Raw genomic sequence first — 20,948 nt, 5'->3', positions numbered from 1 at the left:
AGTTTTGTTTTTATTTTCTCAAAAACATAATTAATCCAAGTACACTAACGATTAAAATACAAAGTGCAGCCAAAACCATCGTCAAATCACGCACGTTTTTTCCTGCCCAGTCCATAAACAAAAATTTGTGTAAGATGGCAAAGGAATAACCTTCCACCATGTCTGAGTTTTTTACGATGGCGGCTAATCTTGAAGTAGCGGTTTCTATAAAATAAGTCGTTTTTTCAGGAGTGTCATAAGCCAGTTTTACCACAGGCAAGCGTTTGTTTACAAAACCGTATTCCCTGTTTTCAAAATTAGTAATCACTTTAGATTCTAATAATTTTACATTTTCTAAAGAAGTTTCAGCTTCTTCGGGAATTTCAGGACTCATCATTTCGCAACAAGGAGCTTTTGGAGCGCCATCAGTAAAATAATAGGCCAGGAATTCGGCGTATTGTAAATCCAGATTTGGTGTGGTTTTGTTAGTTGTAGCATTAATATAAACCACTTCCGATTTTGGGTCTTCTTTTTTATTCCATTTCGAATTCGAATCCGATTTTGGTTTTTTGAATTTCCCGGTTTCTTTTTCTTCTAATTGGCAACGGTAATAAGTGCTGTCATTAAAGCTTATAAGACTTGCATTTTGAAAACGATTCCAGTCTAAATCGAGTTTGTTATTCCCCAATCCAATTTCCTTGGTTTTAAAAGTAGGTTCGTACATCATTTGATCCAGAGTGTAAGGATTCCATTTGGTTGTAGCGTGATAAGCCCCACTAAAAGCAAAGGTCAGTGTGAATAATGAAATCCAAATCCCAATTTGGCGATGGTATTTCCTGATTCCTTTTTTAGGTTCTAAATCATCCGATTTTTTAAATTGTTTCCACAAAAAGCCATAAATCACAATGCCGCTAACGGCAGAAAATCCAATGATAGACAACAAGAAAATCATTGTGATGATGCGAATACTATTGTTGCTGATAGCGTCTATAAAAGACCAGTTGTGAAAAACATCAAAAAACCAGATGAAAAATTGTCTCGATGTTGGGTTGTAAGTCGCTAATTTACTGGATGAAGTTTCTACATAAACTTCCATAGTATCCGGACGGTCCAAAGTTACCTTGTAAACAGGCAAATAACGATTGACATATTTGTACTGATTGTCAAATTCGGTGATGATTTCGCTATTTTTTACACTGCTTTTTTGGTCGTCTAAGAAATAACGCGACAACCATTCGGCGTAAATTTTATCTCCGTTTTGGAGTTCTTTTCCGTTTGAAGTATCAAAATACAATAAATCGCCAACGATATTTTTTATCTGATAGAAAGTCGCATTGTTGAAAGAAACGATTCGGAAGTTTTTAAACTGCTGAATATCGTTTTTCTCCAAAACTTCCTGAATGGAAAGCGGTAATTGTTTTTGATTGACGGTGTTGATTTCCAGTTTTTCATGGGCAATTTCAGGTTTGAAAAAATGCGCCATAAACGGATGCATTAAGCCCGATAAAGTCCAGAAAATAACAGGAATGATGGTGATGACTCCAATGGTTCGATGCCATTGGTACATATTCTGTTTGATTTTCTTGACGAATTTCGAATCCTTCTTTTTGGTGTTTTTCTTGCTCATTTTTGAGAACTTAAGATTTTGCTTTTTTCACCATTAAGAAATTTAAGTTTGTTAAGCGCAAAACCTAAATTTCTTAATGGTTCAATTTTTTAAACTGTGGCTAAAATTATTTTTTTAAAGAAAGATTGTATTGTATTCCTAATAAAAAAGTTCTGGGAGCGGCAGCTAAATAGGTGGTTTGTGCGTTAGCGGCATTTCCTCTGGATAAATTATAAGCATATAATTTATCGGTCAGGTTCATCACATTTCCATAGATTTCGATGTTGTGGTATTTATAACCTACACGGGCATTAAAAATGTTATAACCGTCATATTTTACCGAATTGATTTGGTTTTGGTAATAACTCCCTACCGATTGCCATTCGACTGAGGTTCTAAAATTAGGCAGCCAATTTGGATAATAACTCAATTCTGAATTTCCTGACCATCTTGGTGCCTGCGGCATTTCGTAACCACCTAAATTTTGTAATACATCTGCTGAATTGTCTGATAGTTGAAAGTCAATATAACGGTGTTTTGCCACTGTTCCTCCCATGCGAATGTTCCATTGTGCATTTGGACGGTAATTGAAACCAAATTCTATTCCTTTGTGATTTGTTTCTCCTGCCGAACGATAATCGGTAGAGCTGTCTTCCAGACGAACATTTAGTAATTCGTTTTTTCCATCCATGTAATAAATGGCATAATCGAATATCAATTTATTCTCAAGTAAGCTAATCCATCCGCCGAATTCATAATTTTCGAATGTGGCAGGTTTTAGATTATAATAAAATTCAGCCGGGATTCCAGTATTTCCTCCTGTTCCTGTTCTGGCTCTGAAAATAGAAGTAATACTCGGTGGTGAAAAGCCTTGCGAATAGTTCGCATAAAATCCGGCGTTTTTTACAGGATTGTAATTAGCACCTACTTTAAAAGTGAATTTGTTGTAACTTTTATTTCCTGTCGAATTGTCTAAGGCATTGTTGTAGTCAATTTTCATAGCATCATATCGCCCGCCAACAGTAACAGTTAATTTGTCGATAGGAGTGAAACTTATTTGTTTAAAAACAGCAGTATTGTAAATGTCAGCGGTATAATCAGCCAGTTTAACTTCAGGGTGTTCGGCTACGATTTCGTATTTATTTACCGTTTGTGTTCCTGGATTACCCGGATTTAAAGTCGCTTTCAGGTTGATTAAATAAGCCCAATAAGTTACCGGAGAGTAATCGTATAAGGCACCACTGACCATGGTAGTGTTCCAAAAGTCAAATTTTTGGGTGTGTTGCCCGATAACGCCATAGCTTTTAAAATTGTTCGAATTGACCTCTCCCAGTGCTGTTGTCGGATTGTTTGTTGCGCTCCAACGAATTCCATAAGAAGGATTTTGCCCTAGCTTGTTGTCCCGGTGATATACTGTTAAATAACTACTTGCGTTTAGATTCCAGTCGTGTTCCAGAGTCAATCGGGTACGTAAAGCATCAGATTTTCTATAGGTAAAATCAGAACTGCTTTTGTAACTTCTGTTGTTAAAATCGCTTTCATTTACACCACCACTCATGTCCGAGTAATATTTTCCAATCATGGTATTGCTAATCAAACGGGTTTTGTCATTGATGGCATAATCCACTCTAACGTTCAGATTGTCTTTGGTATAATCAGAATAGGTCATCCAGGAGTTTTCCTGAATACTGGAAATACCCGAAATATGAAATCCTATTTTTCCAACTGTGGCACTACCGGCAGCCTGAATTCTTTTGTATCCCCATTGATCGGCCTGAACGCCAAACTTAAACTCAGGATAGAAAGATGGTTTTTGCGAAATTAAATTAATCGTTCCGCCCACAGCTTCCGGCCCATATAAAGAAGAAGTTGGTCCTTTTACCACTTCAATACTTTCCAAGTTGAACTGATTGATTTCTAATAAAGCATTGTGGTTGAAAATTCCTAATGGACGGATAGGCAATCCATCTTCAAGATATAAATAATAGGCATTAGTAGTCATGGGTTGGCGAATGGTCATCATGTTTTGCTCGTTGCCAAGGTTTACCATCAAAACACCTGGAGTTTTGTTGACAATTTCATACATGGCAACAGCCTTGCTTTCGTCGATAGTTTTAGCAGTTAATTTACTAATGGCAACAGGAGTTTCTTTACGTAAAGTGGCAGTACGATTGGCAGTTACAAAAACACTTTCAAGTTCGTGGATAGTAGTGGTGTCTTTTTGTGTTTTGTTTTGTTTATTTTGAGCTATAGCAAATTGGCTTATTATGGCTAAAGCCAAGAATATATTTTTCATTTTAATTTATATAAATTTTATAAATAGCGATGTTTCCTTGGTTAAAACCAAGAAAAAGCAATTCAATATCCATTGAAAAGCGATATTAGAATTTATATAAAATAGGAGGGTGGTCTAAAGGAAGAAAGAGCTACCGAAACGGTTTTCTTTTCTAAAATATAGAAATTAGGTTTTTCTATAGGTGCAACTGTGATTGCGTTGAAATCAGCGAAAACGGTATTTTGAATGAAAACTAAATCTACTTTGTTATCCAGATTGTTTTGCATCTTTTTTTCGTTGTCCTCGTATTTTTTAAGGCTTTTTTGAAGTTCGCATCGACCATTACAACTATTGTTTACCAATTTTCGTTGCACACAAATGGTTTTTGCAATTTCGTCCTGATTTAATTTGAATGAAGTATAAACAAAGAAACTACCAAAAGAAGGTAGTAATAAAAGTATAGAAAGTACTATGCTAAATAATGACTTCAAAAAGTGCTTTTTTGTTTTCGAATGCAAAAGTACAGATAAATATTTTTTTACTGCATTTTTTTAACAGAAAATCCTTGAGTGAAACAAACCGCTTGTTATGCTGCACTATTTGCTGCCGGCTTTATATTTTCGAATTCTTTTTTCTTGGAATTATTTTCTTCCTCTAAATCAAAATCATCTTGAAGACCAAGCCAGAATTTTGCGCTTGTTCCAAAATATTTTGACAACCTCAAAGCTGTATCGGCAGTGATTCTGCGGTTTCCTTTTAGGATTTCTCCAATTCTGGTTTGCGGAATAAAGGTTTCCTTGGACAAACGGTAAGCCGTAATTCCTAATGGTTCAAGAAATTCTTCTTTTAAAATTTCGCCTGGATGAATATTTTTTAAAGTTTCCATAATTCCCTTTTTAATGATAATCTATAATTTCTACTTCAGAAGCATTATCATTTTCCCATTTGAAAATTATTCGCCACTGATTATTAATTCGGATGCTATAAAATTCAGATAAATTCCCACTGAGTTTTTCTAAACGATTTGCTGGCGGAATTCTAAGATCATTAATATTTTGTGAATTGTTAATCATTCTTAGTTTTCGTCTGGCTACATTTTGAATATCTGACGGTAATTTTCTTGATTGAATACCATTCCAAATTTTCTCAGTTTCTTTATTTCCAAAATCTATTATCACGAACTAAATTTAGATACTAACGTCAAAGGTAAGTAGTTTTTTGAAGAATGCCAAATTATGGTGTTTTATCCTTTTTATGGAAGATAAGTTTTTGGATATTAGGTAATTAATGTGTTTGAAAAACCGCGTTGCAAACGCTACGATTTATCTTTTAATTTATGTAGGTACTCGTCGCAGACAAGCACCAGATGGTGTGCATAAACGAGGACGAGTAGGAGCTTTAACCTTTAAGTTTTAATAAATTTGATATACTTTCCACAAAATCATAAATTTTTGCAATCAATTTTTTAATTGATTCTTCGTCTATATTAACTTCTTCTCCTTCTTTTGTTTTACCATTTCTATGTACAAGATCGTGTCTTTGAGCAACGGCTTTTGAAAGTTCTTGAATATCAGGAAAATCAATTTTAAAAGTTGCTCTATACATATTTTCTACTTTATCAAGATTATGATAAATTACATCTAACATTTCTTTGCGTGCAATTTTATTTAATTTTTCAAAATGCTCATAGATCTGATTTAAATTCAACCTTTTGTTTGTAAAAACCGGAAAAGTTTCAACGAAATTACGCAAGTATGTTTCGTTTTCATTTGTTTGATTTACAAAAGTATCAGAAAGAAAAGTTTCAAGACAAGTAATAGCAGAAATATAGATTTGACGTTTTAGAATTTTATTCAAGTTGGTATCATCTAAATCAATTTTGTTGAGTTTTATAAGATTATTTATTTCGGTTTGAAAACTATCGTAGTAATGACTATTTGCAATAATTGTCTCAAAATAATCTTCATAGTTATCATTGTAATAATCTTCGTAATCATAGTTATGCTCTAAATAAACTTGATTGTCACCATCTAAACCAATAATTTTTTTTCTGATACGTTTAGGAATTTCTACAAAGTATATAATATTTCCATAAATAATACCTTCTTTACTTTCATCAGTTTCGATATGCCAATCAGTTTCCATTAGCTCATCGTAAGTAAGTCCTAGCCTTTTAGCAAGTTTTTTATTTGATTCTTCTTCTTGTTTTTCCATCCAAGAATTCTTAGTCATCCCCATATTTAGTCATTTAGTGCTCATTGCTCGCAGGTAACTAGTTTATTGGCGCATAAACTAAACTAGTTTTATTCTAAAATGGTATGTTATGCGCAAGTTTTATTAATTATTGATGCGTATTATATTTTTTCTCAAATGTATACAAATTATCTTAATAAAAATAAAAGTTTTAACTAGCCCCGATAGAGCCGATATCCTCGTAGTCCCGACCTTTCGGGACGAAGAGATAAAGGCGAAAGCGGGAGGAATGCTCATTGAAAACACAAAAAGTACTGCTCCTAAAATAGAAAAGATTCTGAAACAAATTCAGAATAAAAAAAATCCCCAACTACTTTCGTAATCGGGGACTCCTTTATTTCATACGTCTGCTAACTGCCGACTGAATACTGTAAACTGTTTACTCGTTAACAATAACCCATTCTCCAGTTGCTAATAAAGCTTCTGCTTTTTTGTATTTCATAGATTCCGTTTTTCCGGTAGCTATTTGTTGTACTGTTACGGTATCGTTGCGATTGATTTTTGGCATCTCTCTTACGATAGTTTCCGTTACCTGACGTTGTTGCGTTTCACCAGCTTCGCGGTTAGCGCTTTCGCTATTCGGAATTTCGTCTCTCGTTAGTTGTAATTTTTCTTTTGGACGAACTACTTCTCTCGCTTCTTCAATTTCAGGAACTGATTGTTGAGGTAAATCGCCTTTGAACAAGAATGAAATTACTTCTTTGTTGATTCCGTTCAACATGCTGTTGAATAAATTGAAAGCTTCGAATTTATAGATAAGCAATGGATCTTTTTGTTCGTGAACAGCTAATTGAACTGATTGTTTCAATTCGTCCATTTTACGTAAGTGTTTTTTCCAAGCTTCATCCACAATAGACAAAGTAATGTTTTTCTCGAAATCGGCCACTAATTGTCTTCCTTCAGTTTCGTAAGCTTTTTTCAAATCAGTCACTACACTTAGTGATTTTACACCATCGGTAAACGGAACTACAATGCGCTCAAACTGATTGTTTGGATCTTCGAAAATGTTTTTCACGATAGGGAAAGCTTCTCTGGCGCTACGCTCACATTTTTCGTTGTAGAATTTCAACGCTTCTTTATATACTTTTCCAGTTAATTCGATTTCTGTTAATTTGGCAAATTCAGCTTCAGTTACAGGAGAAGTGATAGAGAAATAACGGATTAAATCAAATTCGAAAGTTTTATAATCATTTGCGGCTTTAGTATTTTGAACAAAAAGTTCGCAAGTATCATACAACATATTAGCGATATCCAGTTTCAAACGCTCTCCGAACAAAGCATGACGACGACGTTTGTAAACTACTTCACGTTGCGCGTTCATTACGTCATCATATTCCAATAAACGTTTACGAACACCAAAGTTGTTTTCTTCTACTTTTTTCTGAGCACGTTCGATAGATTTAGTCATCATCGAATGTTGGATTACTTCACCTTCTTCAAGTCCCATTCTGTCCATTACTTTAGCTACTCTTTCAGAACCAAATAAACGCATCAGGTTATCTTCAAGAGAAACATAAAATTGAGAACTTCCCGGATCTCCCTGACGACCGGCACGACCACGTAACTGACGGTCTACACGACGAGAATCATGACGTTCTGTACCAACGATTGCTAAACCTCCTGCTGCTTTTACTTCGGCAGTTAATTTAATATCGGTACCACGACCAGCCATGTTGGTAGCAATTGTTACCACACCTGCTTTTCCTGCTTCTTCAACAATTTGAGCTTCCTGTTTGTGCATTTTAGCATTTAATACGTTGTGGGTTACACCACGCATTTTCAGCATTCGGCTTAATAATTCAGAAATCTCAACAGAAGTTGTTCCAATAAGAACCGGACGACCTGCTTTAGATAATTCAGTTACATCTTCGATAACGGCATTGAATTTCTCACGGGTCGTTTTGTAGATGAAATCTTCTTTATCATGTCTTGCAATTCCTCTGTTAGTAGGGATTTCAACAACATCTAATTTGTAGATTTCCCAAAGTTCTCCAGCTTCTGTAACTGCAGTACCGGTCATTCCACCCAGTTTGTTGTACATTCTGAAGTAGTTTTGCAAAGTTACCGTTGCAAAAGTTTGGGTAGCAGCCTCGATTTTTACATTTTCTTTGGCTTCAATAGCCTGGTGCAATCCGTCAGAATAACGACGACCATCCATGATACGTCCTGTTTGTTCATCGACAATCAAAATTTTGTTGTCCATGATCACATATTCTACATCTTTTTCGAATAAAGCATAGGCTTTTAAAAGTTGGGTCAGCGTATGGATACGCTCGCTTTTGATACCGAAATCCTGGAATAATCTTTCTTTTTCTTCAGCTTCAGCGTCTTTTTCCAGTTTTTTCTTTTCGATATTGGCAATTTCAGTTCCAATATCTGGTAAAATGAAAAAGTCAGCATCAGTATCTCCTGAAAGGAATTTGATTCCGTTATCAGTCAATTCTACCTGATTGTTTTTTTCTTCGATAACAAAATACAATGCTTCGTCAACCTTTGGCATTTCGCGGTTGTTGTCTTGCATATATTGGTTTTCAGTTTTTTGAAGTAATTGTTTGATTCCTTCTTCACTTAAAAACTTAATCAAAGCTTTGTTTTTAGGTAAACTTCTGTAAGCTCTTAAAAGCATGAATCCACCGTCTTTAGTGTTTCCTTCTTTGATTAATCTTTTAGCTTCAGTTAAGAAACCTGTTGCTAATTGACGTTGCAATCCAACAAGCGTTTCAATTTTTGGTTTTAATTCGTTGAACTCGTGACGATCTCCTTGCGGAACCGGACCAGAGATAATCAATGGTGTTCTGGCATCATCAATCAATACAGAATCCACCTCATCGACAATAGCGTAGTTGTGTTTTCTTTGTACCAAATCAGATGGCGAATGTGCCATGTTGTCTCTTAGGTAATCAAAACCAAATTCGTTATTAGTTCCATAAGTAATATCGGAATCATAGGCTTTTTTTCTGCCTTCAGAATTCGGTTGGTGATTGTCGATACAATCTACAGTCATACCGTGGAATTCAAATAAAGGCGCTTTCCATGTACTATCACGTTTAGCTAAGTAGTCATTCACGGTTACTAAATGCACTCCGTTTCCAGTTAAAGCGTTTAAGTAAAGAGGAAGTGTAGCAACCAAAGTTTTTCCTTCCCCTGTTTGCATTTCGGCAACTTTACCTTGGTGTAAAACCATACCACCAATTAATTGCACGTCATAGTGAATCATATCCCAGGTAATTTCTTTACCTGCAGCGTTCCATTTGTTTAACCAAATAGCCTTGTCTCCTTCAATAGATACATAGGTTTTTGTAGCCGAAAATTCACGATCTTTTGCAGTTGCAGCAACCGTGATTTCATTGTTTTCTTTGAAACGTCTTGCTGTTTCTTTTACCACAGCAAAAGCTTCAGGAAGAATATCCATTAAGGTTTTCTCTGAAATAGCATAGGCTTCTTTTTCAAGATTGTCAATCTCTACATAGATATCTTCTCTTTTGTCAATGTCTTCAATGCCTTCCACTTCAGCTTTTAAAGCTTCTATCTTAGTGTCGGCAGCAGCGCGGGCTTGCTTTATAGTTTCTTTAAAATAAGCTGTTCTTTCTCTAAGTTCATCGTGAGATAAAGCACTTAATTGACTTTCGAAAGTTTTTATTTTATTGATATAAGGTTGTAAAGCTTTAACATCTTTCTCCGATTTGTCTCCGACAAAAGCTTTAATAATGCTGTTTATAAAACTCATAATGGGTTTGTATTTCTAAATTAATTGTCTCTCTATGTTGAACCAAAAAAAAAGCCTCTTTTGAGACTTTTTCTTAGTTTTTTTAATATTCATCCTCATTCCAAAGATAATCTTCGTCAGTAGGGTAATCCGGCCAAATTTCTTCCATTGACTCATATATTTCGCCTTCATCTTCAATAGATTGTAGATTTTCTACTACTTCTAATGGAGCTCCTGCACGTATAGCGTAATCAATAAGTTCGTCTTTGTTAGCAGGCCATGGGGCATCACTAAGGTAGGATGCTAATTCTAATGTCCAATACATCTTTTGTCGATTTAGTTTTGTGCAAAAATAAATTTTTTACTGAAAAAGACAAGTAAAAAACCATTTATTTTTAGTTAAATTTAAGAACGTGTTTTTTTAATTCCAAAAAAGGAATAGTAAATCCCAATATTTAAATTCCAAATTCCAAAAATTGTCTTAGAAGGATTGGGATTTGGGATTTCAAAAAATTGGAATTTCAAGAAAGCTTTTACTTTCTGGGAATCCATTTTACCTCCTCGGCGTTTAAATCATGGGACAACTTTCGTGCCAACACAAAAAGATAGTCAGAAAGTCGGTTTAAATAGCTAATAACTATTTCGGAGACAGTCTCGTTATGACTTAAATGTACCGTTAGGCGTTCGGCACGGCGACAAATGCATCGTGCAATATGACAATGTGACACAGTAGGATGTCCTCCTGGCAAAACAAAATGAGTCATTTGAGGTAACTCCATTTCCATAGCGTCGATTTCTTTTTCCAGTAATTCGATATCAGTTGCTATAATTCCTAATTTTTGCAAACGGGGAGCACCATTTTTTAAAATTTCTTTTTCAGCCGGTGTGGCCAGAATAGCTCCAACTGTAAAAAGACGGTCTTGAATTTCAATCAGGATTTCTTTGTAATGAGCATTTATATCCTGGTCACGAATCAAACCTATATAAGAATTCAATTCGTCAACAGTTCCGTAGCTTTCTATTCGGATATCATCTTTAGGAACGCGGGTTCCTCCAAAAAGCGAGGTTGTTCCTTTGTCTCCTGTTTTAGTGTATATTTTCATTTTTTATGTTTTAGAAAATCAAATCAAATAATAATTATGCCAATTGCTACTTTTAAATAGATTAATTGTATTTTCTTTGTTTGATTGAATTCTGGAATAGGAAGTGATTCAATATTTGCAACAATATTATTGGTTTTTAAAATCAAGTCAATTAATTCAGAATCTTTAGATAGAAAAAAGTATCTAAAATTTATAATACTCTTTTCATCTCTATAATAATCAATGTTTTTATTGATTAATTCATTTTCAAAAATAATATTGTCTTTGAATTCAATATATAATTTGAAATTATTTTGTGTTAATATTTCAGTTTTATTTGACATAGAACTTTGTTTTGGTTTTAAAAGGACCAACAGCTTTCTAATTATGCTGACTGACTACTGCCTTCTGAACACTGCTTACTTCGTATTGTCGCTTTCAATCAATCCGTCACGCAAACGAATAACTCTGTGCGCATAGGCAGCAATTTCTTCTTCGTGGGTTACTAAAATTACCGTATTTCCATTGGCATGAATCTCATTAAAAAGTTTCATGATTTCCACTGATGTTTTACTGTCTAAATTTCCTGTGGGCTCATCGGCAAGGATAATCGAAGGTCTGTTGACTAAAGCTCTGGCTACGGCCACACGCTGGCGTTGTCCACCTGAAAGTTGGTTGGGCTGGTGATCCATTCGGTCAGCAAGATTCACTTGTTCCAAGACTTCAACAGCTCTTTTATTGCGTTCCGGTTTTGGATATCCGGCATAAATCATCGGTAATGCCACATTGTCTAAGGCAGTGGTTCGGGGTAATAAATTGAAAGTTTGAAAAACAAAACCAATTTCTTTATTGCGAATTTCGGCCAGTTCGTCATCTCTCATTTTGCTGACATCTTTTCCGTTTAAGATATAAGTCCCTGAAGTGGGAGTGTCCAAACAGCCTAAAAGATTCATCAATGTAGATTTTCCGGAACCAGAAGGTCCCATCAATGCTACATATTCGCCTTTGTTGATTTCTAAATTAATTCCTTTTAAAACATAAACAATTTCGTTTCCCAGCACAAAATCCCGTTTTATATCCGATATTTTTATCAATGGCTTGCTCATAATTTATGATTCGGTTTTAGAATTTATTTTCGAAAAACCAAAGCTAAAAAATCCTTTACTAATAAGTAGGTATTATTGTGAAAATCTTATGATTTAGAGTTCAAAAATGAGCTAAAAAATGGTGTTATACGCGAATGATAAAATGCTCTTTGGGTTGTTCTCTTCTAAAGAAAACGAATCCCAACTGGAAAGTATCAATGGTTACGGAAACTTTTGGGTGTTTTTTAATGATTTCCCAGGCTTCTTGCATTTCGGCTGACCAATGAATATCGTCAAAAATCCAAACCGAATCGTTGGTAATTGTGGGTAATAAAAGTTCGAAATAATCTAAAGTAGCAGTTTTGGAGTGATTGCCGTCGAAGTAGATTAAGTCGTGAGTTGTGAGTTGTGAGTTATGAGTTGTGAGATATTCTGAAAATTCAGTTGTAATGCATTCTACATTATTGATATTGTCCCTCGACTCCGCTCGGGATGACAGTTTTGTTAATTGCAATTGATTTTTTGCAATTGCCATTGTATTCGGACAACCTTCTAATGTTGTGATGGCAGCTTTTGGGTTGCCCAACGCCAGGGCAGAAGTAGCTAATCCCAGCGAAGTGCCTAATTCTAAAATGTTTGCCGGTTGAAAATAATGAGTAATCCGGTAAAGCAATCGGGAGCGTTTGGGTGAAATCCCCGCTGTTTTTGCTATTTGGGCAATTACTCTGGTGTTTGATTTGAAAACTTTAGAGCCTGCTCCAAAATCAGTGACTTCAATACTGTTTTTATTCTTTAATAGTGCATTGCGATACTCTTGTAAAAGAGAATATTCAGGCTTTGATTTTTTGTCATAAAAGCATTTAGTAATCAAAGTGAATACAAAAGGGGAGTGTACCGCATGTTCGTTTTTAGAATGCCAAAGGAATTTTAGATAAGCTTTAATTTGGAAAAACATAGATTAATAAAGGATTTTGCTTTTTTGCTTTTAAAAAATTAGCCACAGATTATAAGATTTACACAGATTAATCCGTGCTAATCTTTTAATCTGTGGCAAAAATAAAAGAATTTAAATCGTGTAAACTTTTAGTCAGCTAATTAAATCTATTATTTAGACTTTTTAATATTTACTTTTCTAAAATCGATTGGGAAACCTTCGTATTGCAATAGAATTCTACCTTCAAGAACGGTAGATTCGATGCCTTGGTTAACTAGTTTTCCGTTTAGTTTTTGGGTGATTTTGCCATTTCTTGAAATCACTACTATTTTATTCCATTCTCCAATAGGTTTTTCAGCATCTAAAAAACGTTTGGAAACGACACTTTTTCCTGCTTCTGTTTTCTTTCCGTTGATGTTTAAGGTTACTTCCTGAAGAAAAACGAAATCGCCGGTAGCACCTTCTTTTATTTGAAACTGAATTCCCTTTGGCCATAAAACATCAGGAGTTTCTGCTGGCACAAGGTACATTACACCGCTATTTTTGCTGTTGTTTTTTTTGACAAAATTAGCATCGGTATTCCATCGGTATTCTACTGTTAGTTCAAAATTACGAAACGATTGTTCCGACATCAGGTAGCCCGCTTTGGCTCCGTACATTCGAATCATATTATTTTCTACCGAAAAAAGCTCAGCTGCATTGTTGTGTTTACCTGCTTCTTCACCAAAGGCATACCATCCTTTTAAATCTTTTTGGTTAAAAAGAGCAATGCGTTTTTGAGCGTTATTGTTTTGGGAAAATAAAAATAGAACGATAATTAGTAAACGATAAATAGTATTCATAGGACGATTATTTTATTTGTAAAACTTTGGGATTATAAAAATTCTTCACGTAACGGAGTAAAGCTATCCACCAGTTTTACATATTCGGTTAGGGTTTGAATGCTGTGATTCAGGTTTGATTGTACTTTAAATACATCTCCTTCGTTTAAAAGATATTCACGGTCTTCAATAAAAAACTTCAACGAACCTGCAGCGACATAGGTAATTTGTTCGTGAACATGTTTATGCGGAGGATCGGGAGTTTCCATTGGTCCGTTAAGGAATTCCATTATGGTAACCATCAAATGGTCAAGATGGACTACTTTTCGCATTAGAGAAGGATTTGAATTTACAGCTTCAAAGCCTTCGTTATTTTTAATTACTTCCATGATTATTCTAAAATTGGATTCAAAGTACTTAAATAAATTTTTATTACACAATTCATCTGGTCTTTATGTGTAACCTTTTTGGTTTATGAATCGAAATAGTAATTATTTAATATGAACATTTTTAGTGTCTTCCTGAATTAACCAAGGTCTTTTATCTTCGGATTTTGCAGTTATTTTACAACTTGTAAAAGTAATAGAATCGGCATGTCTCACAAAAAAGCCAAACGCATTCGTATTCCCAAAATAACTGCCTTCTGGATATTTACCATCGTATTCCATAACAGTTTGATTGGTTGTTTGAATTCCTCCTTTCAATTCGAAATTTAGATTTTCAAAAGTTACATTCTGGATGTTATGTCCTTTTATTCCTGTAATAATGGAAGGATATTGTTGGGTGAAATTAGTTCCATTTATATTTTTAAAATAAATATTTGAAATGGTTCCAATACGGGGTTTTCTATTAGGAACCGTTCTTTTTCTATCAGCTAAAAGGATAAAAATGGCTTGTCCACAATTTGAAATTTGGCAATCGCGAAAATTTAAATTATCAATTACCGCTCCATCCATGGATTCTATACAGAAAGCTGAATTTTGATATGCATTTTTTAGCGTTAGTTCAGAAACATCAAAATTCATAAAACTACCTAAACCATCGGTACCTAATTTAAAGCAATTTCCAGCTTTTACATTCAGTTTGTCTAAGGTACATCGTCTTACAATGATGTCTTTACAGCCGTATTCGCTACCGCTTTTAAAACAAATCCCATCGTCCTCTGATTCAATATAGCTGTCTTCAATAAGTACTTTATGACAATCAACAATGTCTATACCGTCACGATTAGGAGTAAGTTGTCCTGTGTTTACTTTTATTTTTTGAATAATAATATTTTCAGATTCAATATAAACCTGAGTCCAACAAGCAGGTTTAATAAGAGTTACATTGGATACAGTAATGGTATTACAACCTACAAAGGCCAGAATAGAAGGACGGTCTTTTTCGGTACCTATTTCTTTTACATGCATCCAGGGTTCAAAATCACCTTGCCCGTTAATAGTTCCACCTCCGCTTATTGTTACATTCTGAACTTTGTTACCATAAATTAATCTTCTTTGACAATCTTCGAGCATTCTATTAGGATATTTTGTGCCAATAAGATGATGTGGGTAATCTTTTTCATCATCCGATTTTATACCTAAAATAGTTGCTGAAGTATCAATCTTTAACGTTAAATCGTTTACTAATAGCAGTTGTCCAGTTAAAAAAACACCTTTTTCTAAAAGCACTGTACCTCCTGTTTTTTTGCAGGCATCTATGGCTTTTTGGATGGCAGCTTGATCATTTGTTATTCCGTCTCCTTTTGCACCAAAAGCATAAACATTATATACTGATTTGTTGCTTTGTGAATAGATGAATATGAAAGAGAGTAAAAATAAAAGTGTTATGCTGTTTTTTTTCATGGTTTATAGAAATAGAGGTAATGATTTTAAGAAAATAAAAAAAAGGAGTCAGTTATTTAGGGCCGTCATAATTGTAATGAAAAAAATTAAATGCTGCAGAACCTCCATCATTTAATTCATTATAACTAAATAATGCTACCCGACTGCCTTTCCAATAGCCAAATTCGGCATTGAAATCAGGTCCAATAGCTTTGAAATTTTTATTATCCATACTATAAAAGAAATGATTTTTTTGCTGTATCAAGTCAAGTTTCAGTTTAAAGTAAATAGTTTTATTGGGAATGATAACTTCTTCGTACTTTTTGTCTTTTCCTTCAAAAAACACATATAATTTTCCTTGATGATTTTTAACTCCCACTGAATTGTAAACTTTAGACATACTGCTTAAACCTGCTTTTTGTCCAGAAATCATATCTTTTATATCCATTTGAACCGTAACTTCTCCAGTATTTCCCATTACTTTTTGAGTTAAAGTATTGTAAGCTTCCATGATATTCGATGCTTTTTTAGCTTTTAATACCAAGTATCCTTTTTTATCGGTTAAAGACCAATGCGAATCTATTGGATTATGATTCCATTGCCATTGAAGGCTTAAGTTTTTTGTGTTAAATTCATCATCCGATTGTGGAGCAATTATTGGAAATGTGCTGCCTATATTAGGTTTTTTCCACACCGATACAGGTTCACCAATACCATTTCGATCAATGTCAATTCCAATAACAGGCCAGTCATCATACCAAAACATAGGTTGTAAATGTAATACACGACCTAAAGCACCTGCTGATTGAAAATGATAAAACCACCATTCACCATTTGGAGTATCTACAATTGATCCTTGGTGTGGACCATTAATATTCGTGCTTCCTTTTTCTAAAACTACTTTTTTCTCATAAGGTCCATAAATGTTTTTTGAACGTAAAATAGTCTGCCATCCTTCGGAAACGCCACCTTCAGGTATACTTATGTAATAATAGTTATTGCGTTTGTATATTTTAGTTCCTTCGGCGACAGGCCCTGTATAAACTGTTTTGCCTTCATCAAGTAATTTTGTTCCGTCAGCGCTCATTTTGTGAATAATGATGGGACCAGCACCATGTACACTATGTCCCAAATAAGTTTGACCATCATCATCCCAAAAAGGACAAGGATCTTCCCATTTTTCAATGTTTTTTACGAGTAGGAGTGGAGACCACGGTCCTTCAGGATTACTTGCACTGGTCATAAATAAACCTTCATTGATAGTACAAAAATAAATCCAAAATTTATTTTCGTGAAAACGAATTGCTGGAGCCCAACTGCCTCCAGCATATCTTTTAAAACTATCATAAGCTGGGAAGTCTAATCGATTGTATATTCGCCCAATAATTTTCCAATTAACCATATCCTCTGATTCTTGAATAGTCATACCCATGTAATGAAATTCAGAGCAAATCATATAGTATTTATTTCCAACCCGAATCACATCCGGGTCGGAATAATCAGCATTTATAATGGGATTAATATATGTGCCATTTCCCTGATCTCCCCAAGAACCTCTTTTTTGACAATAGGTTAGTGTTGAAATAAGTATAATGAAATATAAAGCAAGTATGTTGTTTCGCATTTATTAGAACGTTATTTCATTCTGTTAGGCATCGGTGTCAAATCGGTTAAATCCTCAATTTTAATTGGTTTTCCTGATTCAATACTATTTCGGGCTGCGATACCGATTAGAACAGACATAGCACCGTCCCTGCTTCCGGCAGATCTTTCAAATGGATCAGCGGTACCAGCTGTTCGGAATATTTTATCATGTAGGCGTTGATCTCCTCCTCCGTGTCCGCCTTTCTCTGTTGGGACAGTCACTTTTTCAAAATCTTTCCAAAGTTTATGCACTATAATGGTTTCATGGTTTGCTTCTTCTAAAGCAGATTGTTCCATTTCTTTGGCATGCATTTCAGCCTGATCAACCTTTGTTTTTTTATCGTACGGAATATCTAAAGAGGCTTCAATTCGTCCTTCGGTACCGTTAAAGGCTAATCTCCAGCCTTCAAAAGGGGAATAAGTGGTAAGCGAATAGTTTACAGTGGCGTTGTTGGCATATTTTATTTGAGCCGACATTTTATCATAAATATCAATTTCTTCTCTGAAAAGGCAGTTGTCCCGGATGTAACCATCGTATTTTTCATTGGCTACATAAAGATCCATTAATTGTTGGTCTTTAGTGATGTCAAAATAGTAATTGCAAGTTGTTTTATGATCGCAATTTCTACAGTTTTCACCTCTAAAAGGATTGTTTTTTCCATAATGTTCTAAATCACCAAGGGCAAAAACTTCCACAGGATCTGAATCAAGCCACCAATTGAGAAGATCAAAATGGTGTGTAGCTTTGTGTACCCAAAGTGAACCTCCACTTTCTTTTAGACCATGCCATCTTCTGAAATAGGAAGCGCCATGATAGGTGTTTAGATACCAATGGAAATCAACAGAAGTGATTTTTCCAATTGTATTATTGGCTAATAGTTCTTTTATTTTGGTGCTATAAGGACTCCATCTGTAATTAAAGCCTACAATCAAATTTTTACCTGATTTTTTTTCGGCATTTAGAATTTCCTGGCATTTATTTTCGTCGGTAGTAAGTGGTTTTTCGGTAAGTACATCATAACCTGATTCTAATCCTTTGATGATGAAATGATGGTGTGTTGAATCTTTTGTGGTAACAATAATTAAATCAGGTTTGGTCTTTTTTAGCATATCGTCAAAATTCGCAAATGTAGGACAGTTAACACCTATGAATTTTTTTGCATATTCTAATCTTCCCGGATTAATGTCGCTGAGACCTACAAATTCAAGAATGTCTGAATATTCCTGCACTAATCTTTTTCCCCAGAAACTAATGCCCCTGACTCCGGTTCCAACAAGGACAATTCGAAGTTTTTTAGTGTTATCAAAATCAAAAGAACTGAGAGGAAATGCTGTATAAGCTGCAAGCATGCTTATAGACGTTAAAAATTTTCTTCTTGTGACATCCATAAATTTTGGTTTTAATTAAGGTTGGTTAATAGATTTGATTTGTGTTTTTTTTAAAGGTTTTTAAATATAATCAATTTATAGTTAAAGTCTTATGAAGTATTCTTGATTTTCTTTTAGAATTAAAAAATCATCTTGTATAAAATAACCCGTCTTGTTCTGAAACGAGACGGGTTATTATACTTATAAATGTTTTTTAATTAATTATTGGTTTGGAAAACCATAATTGTTAGAGACATTTCCTCCTGAAGCCTGAATAGTTGCAGCAGGGATGGCAATTAAATATAGAGGAGAATAATTAGCTGTATAATCAGCCGGAAGATAACCTCCAAATACTCCATTGGTATTTACTTCCCAAGGTTTAGAAACATCATTTATAAGATCAATACCATAAGCTACTTTTGCATAACCGGCTGTTGTGGCTGCAGTGATTTCTGGAGCTGTTAATGGTTTAAATAATCCTTTTATAGCTAACATTGATTTTTTTAAGGTAACGGTAGCTGGAGCAACCCAATCAGTAGCAGTACCTCTCCAGGCTGGAAATAATAAAGGATACAATGGATCTGATTCAGTAACATAATTATTACCTGTTAAGATGTCATTTAAACCTAAAGCTTGTGCTTGTGCAAGAGTATAGGTTTTAGTGTAAATATAGCTGGAAATTACGTTGCCATTTGGAAAAGTGTAAGAACCAGTAGCACGAAGCGCATCTGCCATTAAAGTCATTTGCATTTGAAGTTCATTTACTTTTTTTCCTAATAATCCCCAACGTACTAAATCCATTTTACGTTGTCCTTCCCCACCTAGCTCAAATGCACGTTCATCTTGAATAGCAGCTAAAAGAGAAGCTCCTGATTTACTATTGACATAAGTTGTAGTTTTTAAAGCATATTCAGAATCACCAGGGTTAAAGGCACGTTGACGAATTTTTAATAATTCAGTTCTGGCATTAGTATCATCTCCAAGGACTGAGTAAGTTTCGGCTAATAATAATATCATGTCTCCCATACGCATTACAGGTGCATTGATACCTGCTACTCTTTGTACGGTTGCATATTTTTTATCTGACATACGTGAATAATCCCATTTGTTTAAAGCAAGTCCTCCCGATGTAGTACTTCCTTTTTTAAATAGAAGCATTTTTTCGTCAGCAACACCACCTAGTCCTGTTGTGGTAACAGTAACATCACGTCTTAAGTCTTTATTGTCAAACATACCAAAATAGTAGGTTGGAAAAAAACGTATTTGTCCATAAGCTTTTGGAGGGTAAGCCGTGCTACCTCCACCAGAAGGACGACCAAAAGCATAAGGGCGTTCTGTCGAACTTCCTGCAGTCTGACTAACCTCAAAAATCATTTCAGGACTTATTTTATAGTCCATTCCGTTTTGGAAAATAGATTGAAAAGGGTTGCTGAATTTTTGTACAGGTGTTCTTGTATCTGTCGTTACCAATTTTGCATTTCCTTCATATACTAACTTTTTTAAATAGGTGTTTGCCAACGTGTAATACTTTAAATAATCGGCTCTACGCACCATTTTTCCTCTAGTACTATGTGATTGAATGACATCTCCGTCACCTGTATAGCTAGGAGGTCTAAGTGCATAACCTCCTCTTATTAAGGCTAAACGTCCTATTAATCCCTGAACATATTCTTTAGTCATACGAACAGCTGTGGTAGCATTACCTCCTGAATTTAATCGAAACATTAATGGTTCTACCTTAATTAGATTGTCTAATTCTGATTCCTGAATAGTATTTCTATCAGTTAAAGTTGCATTTTTATAATCGGCCTCGGATAAAATTGGTTTTGTAAAATAAATTACTTCACCCCAGTTTCTTGTTAATTCAAAATACATTGTGGCACGAATGGCAACTGCTTCACCATACAAATGAGTTAGTGTTGAGGCTTTTGTTTTATCGGTAGCAATATAAGCCGCGTTTTTTTCGAAAGCCGCAATAATAACATTACAACGGTTAATTGTTTTGTACATTCCATTCCAGGCATCAGGTGTATAGTCGGATAATACAGGTGTTTTATAATATAAATTTTGCCCATTATAACGTCCGGTATTAGACACGTATTCAGGCCCTAACTCGATGTCTGAACCAACAGATGTTACATCATAAAATAATCTAAGGGAATGTATTCCAGATTCGGAACTTACTAATTGATAGGCTCCTAATAATGCTTTATCTGCTTCAGATGGGGATTGAAATACAAATTCAGAGTCAAAATTGGAATCCGATTGGGTTTCAAGATATTCCTGACATGAGGTAAACATCAAGGCAGATAAAAGTCCTAAGTATATTATTTTTCTTTTCATTTTTATATATTTTAATTATTACCAAC

General features: G+C 34.7%; 18 protein-coding genes. All 18 read right to left on the bottom strand.

From position 1 onward, the window contains the following. Positions 1 to 10: 10 nt before the first annotated feature. Positions 11 to 1,606, bottom strand: a complete 1,596-nt coding sequence (locus EOD40_RS09505; RefSeq protein ID WP_128194936.1) for a PepSY-associated TM helix domain-containing protein — start codon at positions 1,604 to 1,606, stop codon at positions 11 to 13. A gap of 106 nt (positions 1,607 to 1,712) precedes the next feature. Beyond that, positions 1,713 to 3,881 carry a TonB-dependent receptor gene (locus EOD40_RS09500; RefSeq protein WP_128194934.1) on the bottom strand — a complete coding sequence of 723 codons (2,169 nt, stop codon included), beginning with the start codon at positions 3,879 to 3,881 and terminating at the stop codon, positions 1,713 to 1,715. Positions 3,882 to 3,973: 92 nt separating this feature from the next. Further along, the gene (locus EOD40_RS09495) at positions 3,974 to 4,351 is read right to left on the bottom strand and encodes a hypothetical protein (protein ID WP_231129606.1); all 378 of its coding nucleotides are present in this window, start codon (positions 4,349 to 4,351) and stop codon (positions 3,974 to 3,976) included. Positions 4,352 to 4,446: 95 nt separating this feature from the next. Further along, on the bottom strand, positions 4,447 to 4,746 hold the full coding sequence (locus EOD40_RS09490; protein ID WP_128194930.1) for a HigA family addiction module antitoxin: 300 nt from the start codon (positions 4,744 to 4,746) through the stop codon (positions 4,447 to 4,449). 10 nt (positions 4,747 to 4,756) lie between these two features. Continuing rightward, a complete protein-coding gene (locus EOD40_RS09485; RefSeq protein ID WP_128194929.1) occupies positions 4,757 to 5,038 on the bottom strand; it encodes a type II toxin-antitoxin system RelE/ParE family toxin in 282 nt (93 codons plus the stop codon). 220 nt (positions 5,039 to 5,258) lie between these two features. After that, positions 5,259 to 6,074 (bottom strand): HEPN domain-containing protein, encoded by an 816-nt coding sequence (locus EOD40_RS09480; protein WP_128194927.1) that lies wholly within the window; start codon positions 6,072 to 6,074, stop codon positions 5,259 to 5,261. A 418-nt stretch (positions 6,075 to 6,492) separates the two neighbouring features. After that, positions 6,493 to 9,840 carry a preprotein translocase subunit SecA gene (secA, locus tag EOD40_RS09475; protein WP_128194925.1) on the bottom strand — a complete coding sequence of 1,116 codons (3,348 nt, stop codon included), beginning with the start codon at positions 9,838 to 9,840 and terminating at the stop codon, positions 6,493 to 6,495. Between the two features lie 82 nt (positions 9,841 to 9,922). Continuing rightward, positions 9,923 to 10,144 (bottom strand): DUF2795 domain-containing protein, encoded by a 222-nt coding sequence (locus EOD40_RS09470; RefSeq protein WP_007138072.1) that lies wholly within the window; start codon positions 10,142 to 10,144, stop codon positions 9,923 to 9,925. Positions 10,145 to 10,352: 208 nt separating this feature from the next. After that, a complete protein-coding gene (locus EOD40_RS09465) occupies positions 10,353 to 10,922 on the bottom strand; it encodes a cob(I)yrinic acid a,c-diamide adenosyltransferase (protein ID WP_128194923.1) in 570 nt (189 codons plus the stop codon). Positions 10,923 to 10,945: 23 nt separating this feature from the next. Further along, positions 10,946 to 11,245 (bottom strand): hypothetical protein, encoded by a 300-nt coding sequence (locus EOD40_RS09460; protein WP_128194921.1) that lies wholly within the window; start codon positions 11,243 to 11,245, stop codon positions 10,946 to 10,948. A gap of 75 nt (positions 11,246 to 11,320) precedes the next feature. After that, complete coding sequence (locus EOD40_RS09455; RefSeq protein WP_128194919.1) at positions 11,321 to 12,007, bottom strand: ABC transporter ATP-binding protein; 687 nt, start codon at positions 12,005 to 12,007, stop codon at positions 11,321 to 11,323. 124 nt (positions 12,008 to 12,131) lie between these two features. Next, on the bottom strand, positions 12,132 to 12,941 hold the full coding sequence (locus EOD40_RS09450) for an O-methyltransferase (RefSeq protein ID WP_128194917.1): 810 nt from the start codon (positions 12,939 to 12,941) through the stop codon (positions 12,132 to 12,134). A 149-nt stretch (positions 12,942 to 13,090) separates the two neighbouring features. Beyond that, positions 13,091 to 13,762 carry a 3-keto-disaccharide hydrolase gene (locus tag EOD40_RS09445; protein ID WP_128194915.1) on the bottom strand — a complete coding sequence of 224 codons (672 nt, stop codon included), beginning with the start codon at positions 13,760 to 13,762 and terminating at the stop codon, positions 13,091 to 13,093. A 32-nt stretch (positions 13,763 to 13,794) separates the two neighbouring features. Then, positions 13,795 to 14,130, bottom strand: coding sequence for a cupin domain-containing protein (locus tag EOD40_RS09440; protein ID WP_128194913.1), 336 nt, complete (start codon positions 14,128 to 14,130; stop codon positions 13,795 to 13,797). 102 nt (positions 14,131 to 14,232) lie between these two features. Further along, complete coding sequence (locus tag EOD40_RS09435; RefSeq protein ID WP_128194911.1) at positions 14,233 to 15,588, bottom strand: glycoside hydrolase family 28 protein; 1,356 nt, start codon at positions 15,586 to 15,588, stop codon at positions 14,233 to 14,235. Positions 15,589 to 15,640: 52 nt separating this feature from the next. Then, complete coding sequence (locus EOD40_RS09430; protein ID WP_128194909.1) at positions 15,641 to 17,191, bottom strand: glycoside hydrolase family 43 protein; 1,551 nt, start codon at positions 17,189 to 17,191, stop codon at positions 15,641 to 15,643. A gap of 11 nt (positions 17,192 to 17,202) precedes the next feature. Then, positions 17,203 to 18,600: a Gfo/Idh/MocA family protein gene (locus EOD40_RS09425; protein ID WP_128194907.1), complete on the bottom strand. Its 1,398-nt coding sequence runs from the start codon at positions 18,598 to 18,600 to the stop codon at positions 17,203 to 17,205. Positions 18,601 to 18,801: 201 nt separating this feature from the next. Then, positions 18,802 to 20,922, bottom strand: coding sequence for a RagB/SusD family nutrient uptake outer membrane protein (locus EOD40_RS09420; protein WP_128194906.1), 2,121 nt, complete (start codon positions 20,920 to 20,922; stop codon positions 18,802 to 18,804). Positions 20,923 to 20,948: the final 26 nt, after the last annotated feature.

The organism is Flavobacterium sufflavum (assembly GCF_004016525.1).
GTDB classification, from domain to species: domain Bacteria; phylum Bacteroidota; class Bacteroidia; order Flavobacteriales; family Flavobacteriaceae; genus Flavobacterium; species Flavobacterium sufflavum.
The sequence above is the reverse complement of the archived record's forward strand: the minus strand, read 5'-3'. Positions and strand labels throughout refer to the sequence as shown.

Excerpts from the sequence above, each read along its gene's own strand:
- EOD40_RS09450 (WP_128194917.1), bottom strand. The coding sequence starts at position 12,941 with ATGTTTTTCCAAATTAAAGCTTATCTAAAATTCCTTTGGCATTCTAAA.
- EOD40_RS09470 (WP_007138072.1), bottom strand. The coding sequence starts at position 10,144 with ATGTATTGGACATTAGAATTAGCATCCTACCTTAGTGATGCCCCATGG.
- EOD40_RS09420 (WP_128194906.1), bottom strand. The coding sequence starts at position 20,922 with ATGAAAAGAAAAATAATATACTTAGGACTTTTATCTGCCTTGATGTTT.
- EOD40_RS09445 (WP_128194915.1), bottom strand. The coding sequence starts at position 13,762 with ATGAATACTATTTATCGTTTACTAATTATCGTTCTATTTTTATTTTCC.
- EOD40_RS09500 (WP_128194934.1), bottom strand. The coding sequence starts at position 3,881 with ATGAAAAATATATTCTTGGCTTTAGCCATAATAAGCCAATTTGCTATA.
- EOD40_RS09490 (WP_128194930.1), bottom strand. The coding sequence starts at position 4,746 with ATGGAAACTTTAAAAAATATTCATCCAGGCGAAATTTTAAAAGAAGAA.
- secA (WP_128194925.1), bottom strand. The coding sequence starts at position 9,840 with ATGAGTTTTATAAACAGCATTATTAAAGCTTTTGTCGGAGACAAATCG.
- EOD40_RS09460 (WP_128194921.1), bottom strand. The coding sequence starts at position 11,245 with ATGTCAAATAAAACTGAAATATTAACACAAAATAATTTCAAATTATAT.
- EOD40_RS09435 (WP_128194911.1), bottom strand. The coding sequence starts at position 15,588 with ATGAAAAAAAACAGCATAACACTTTTATTTTTACTCTCTTTCATATTC.
- EOD40_RS09505 (WP_128194936.1), bottom strand. The coding sequence starts at position 1,606 with ATGAGCAAGAAAAACACCAAAAAGAAGGATTCGAAATTCGTCAAGAAA.
- EOD40_RS09455 (WP_128194919.1), bottom strand. The coding sequence starts at position 12,007 with ATGAGCAAGCCATTGATAAAAATATCGGATATAAAACGGGATTTTGTG.
- EOD40_RS09430 (WP_128194909.1), bottom strand. The coding sequence starts at position 17,191 with ATGCGAAACAACATACTTGCTTTATATTTCATTATACTTATTTCAACA.
- EOD40_RS09465 (WP_128194923.1), bottom strand. The coding sequence starts at position 10,922 with ATGAAAATATACACTAAAACAGGAGACAAAGGAACAACCTCGCTTTTT.
- EOD40_RS09440 (WP_128194913.1), bottom strand. The coding sequence starts at position 14,130 with ATGGAAGTAATTAAAAATAACGAAGGCTTTGAAGCTGTAAATTCAAAT.
- EOD40_RS09480 (WP_128194927.1), bottom strand. The coding sequence starts at position 6,074 with ATGGAAAAACAAGAAGAAGAATCAAATAAAAAACTTGCTAAAAGGCTA.
- EOD40_RS09425 (WP_128194907.1), bottom strand. The coding sequence starts at position 18,600 with ATGGATGTCACAAGAAGAAAATTTTTAACGTCTATAAGCATGCTTGCA.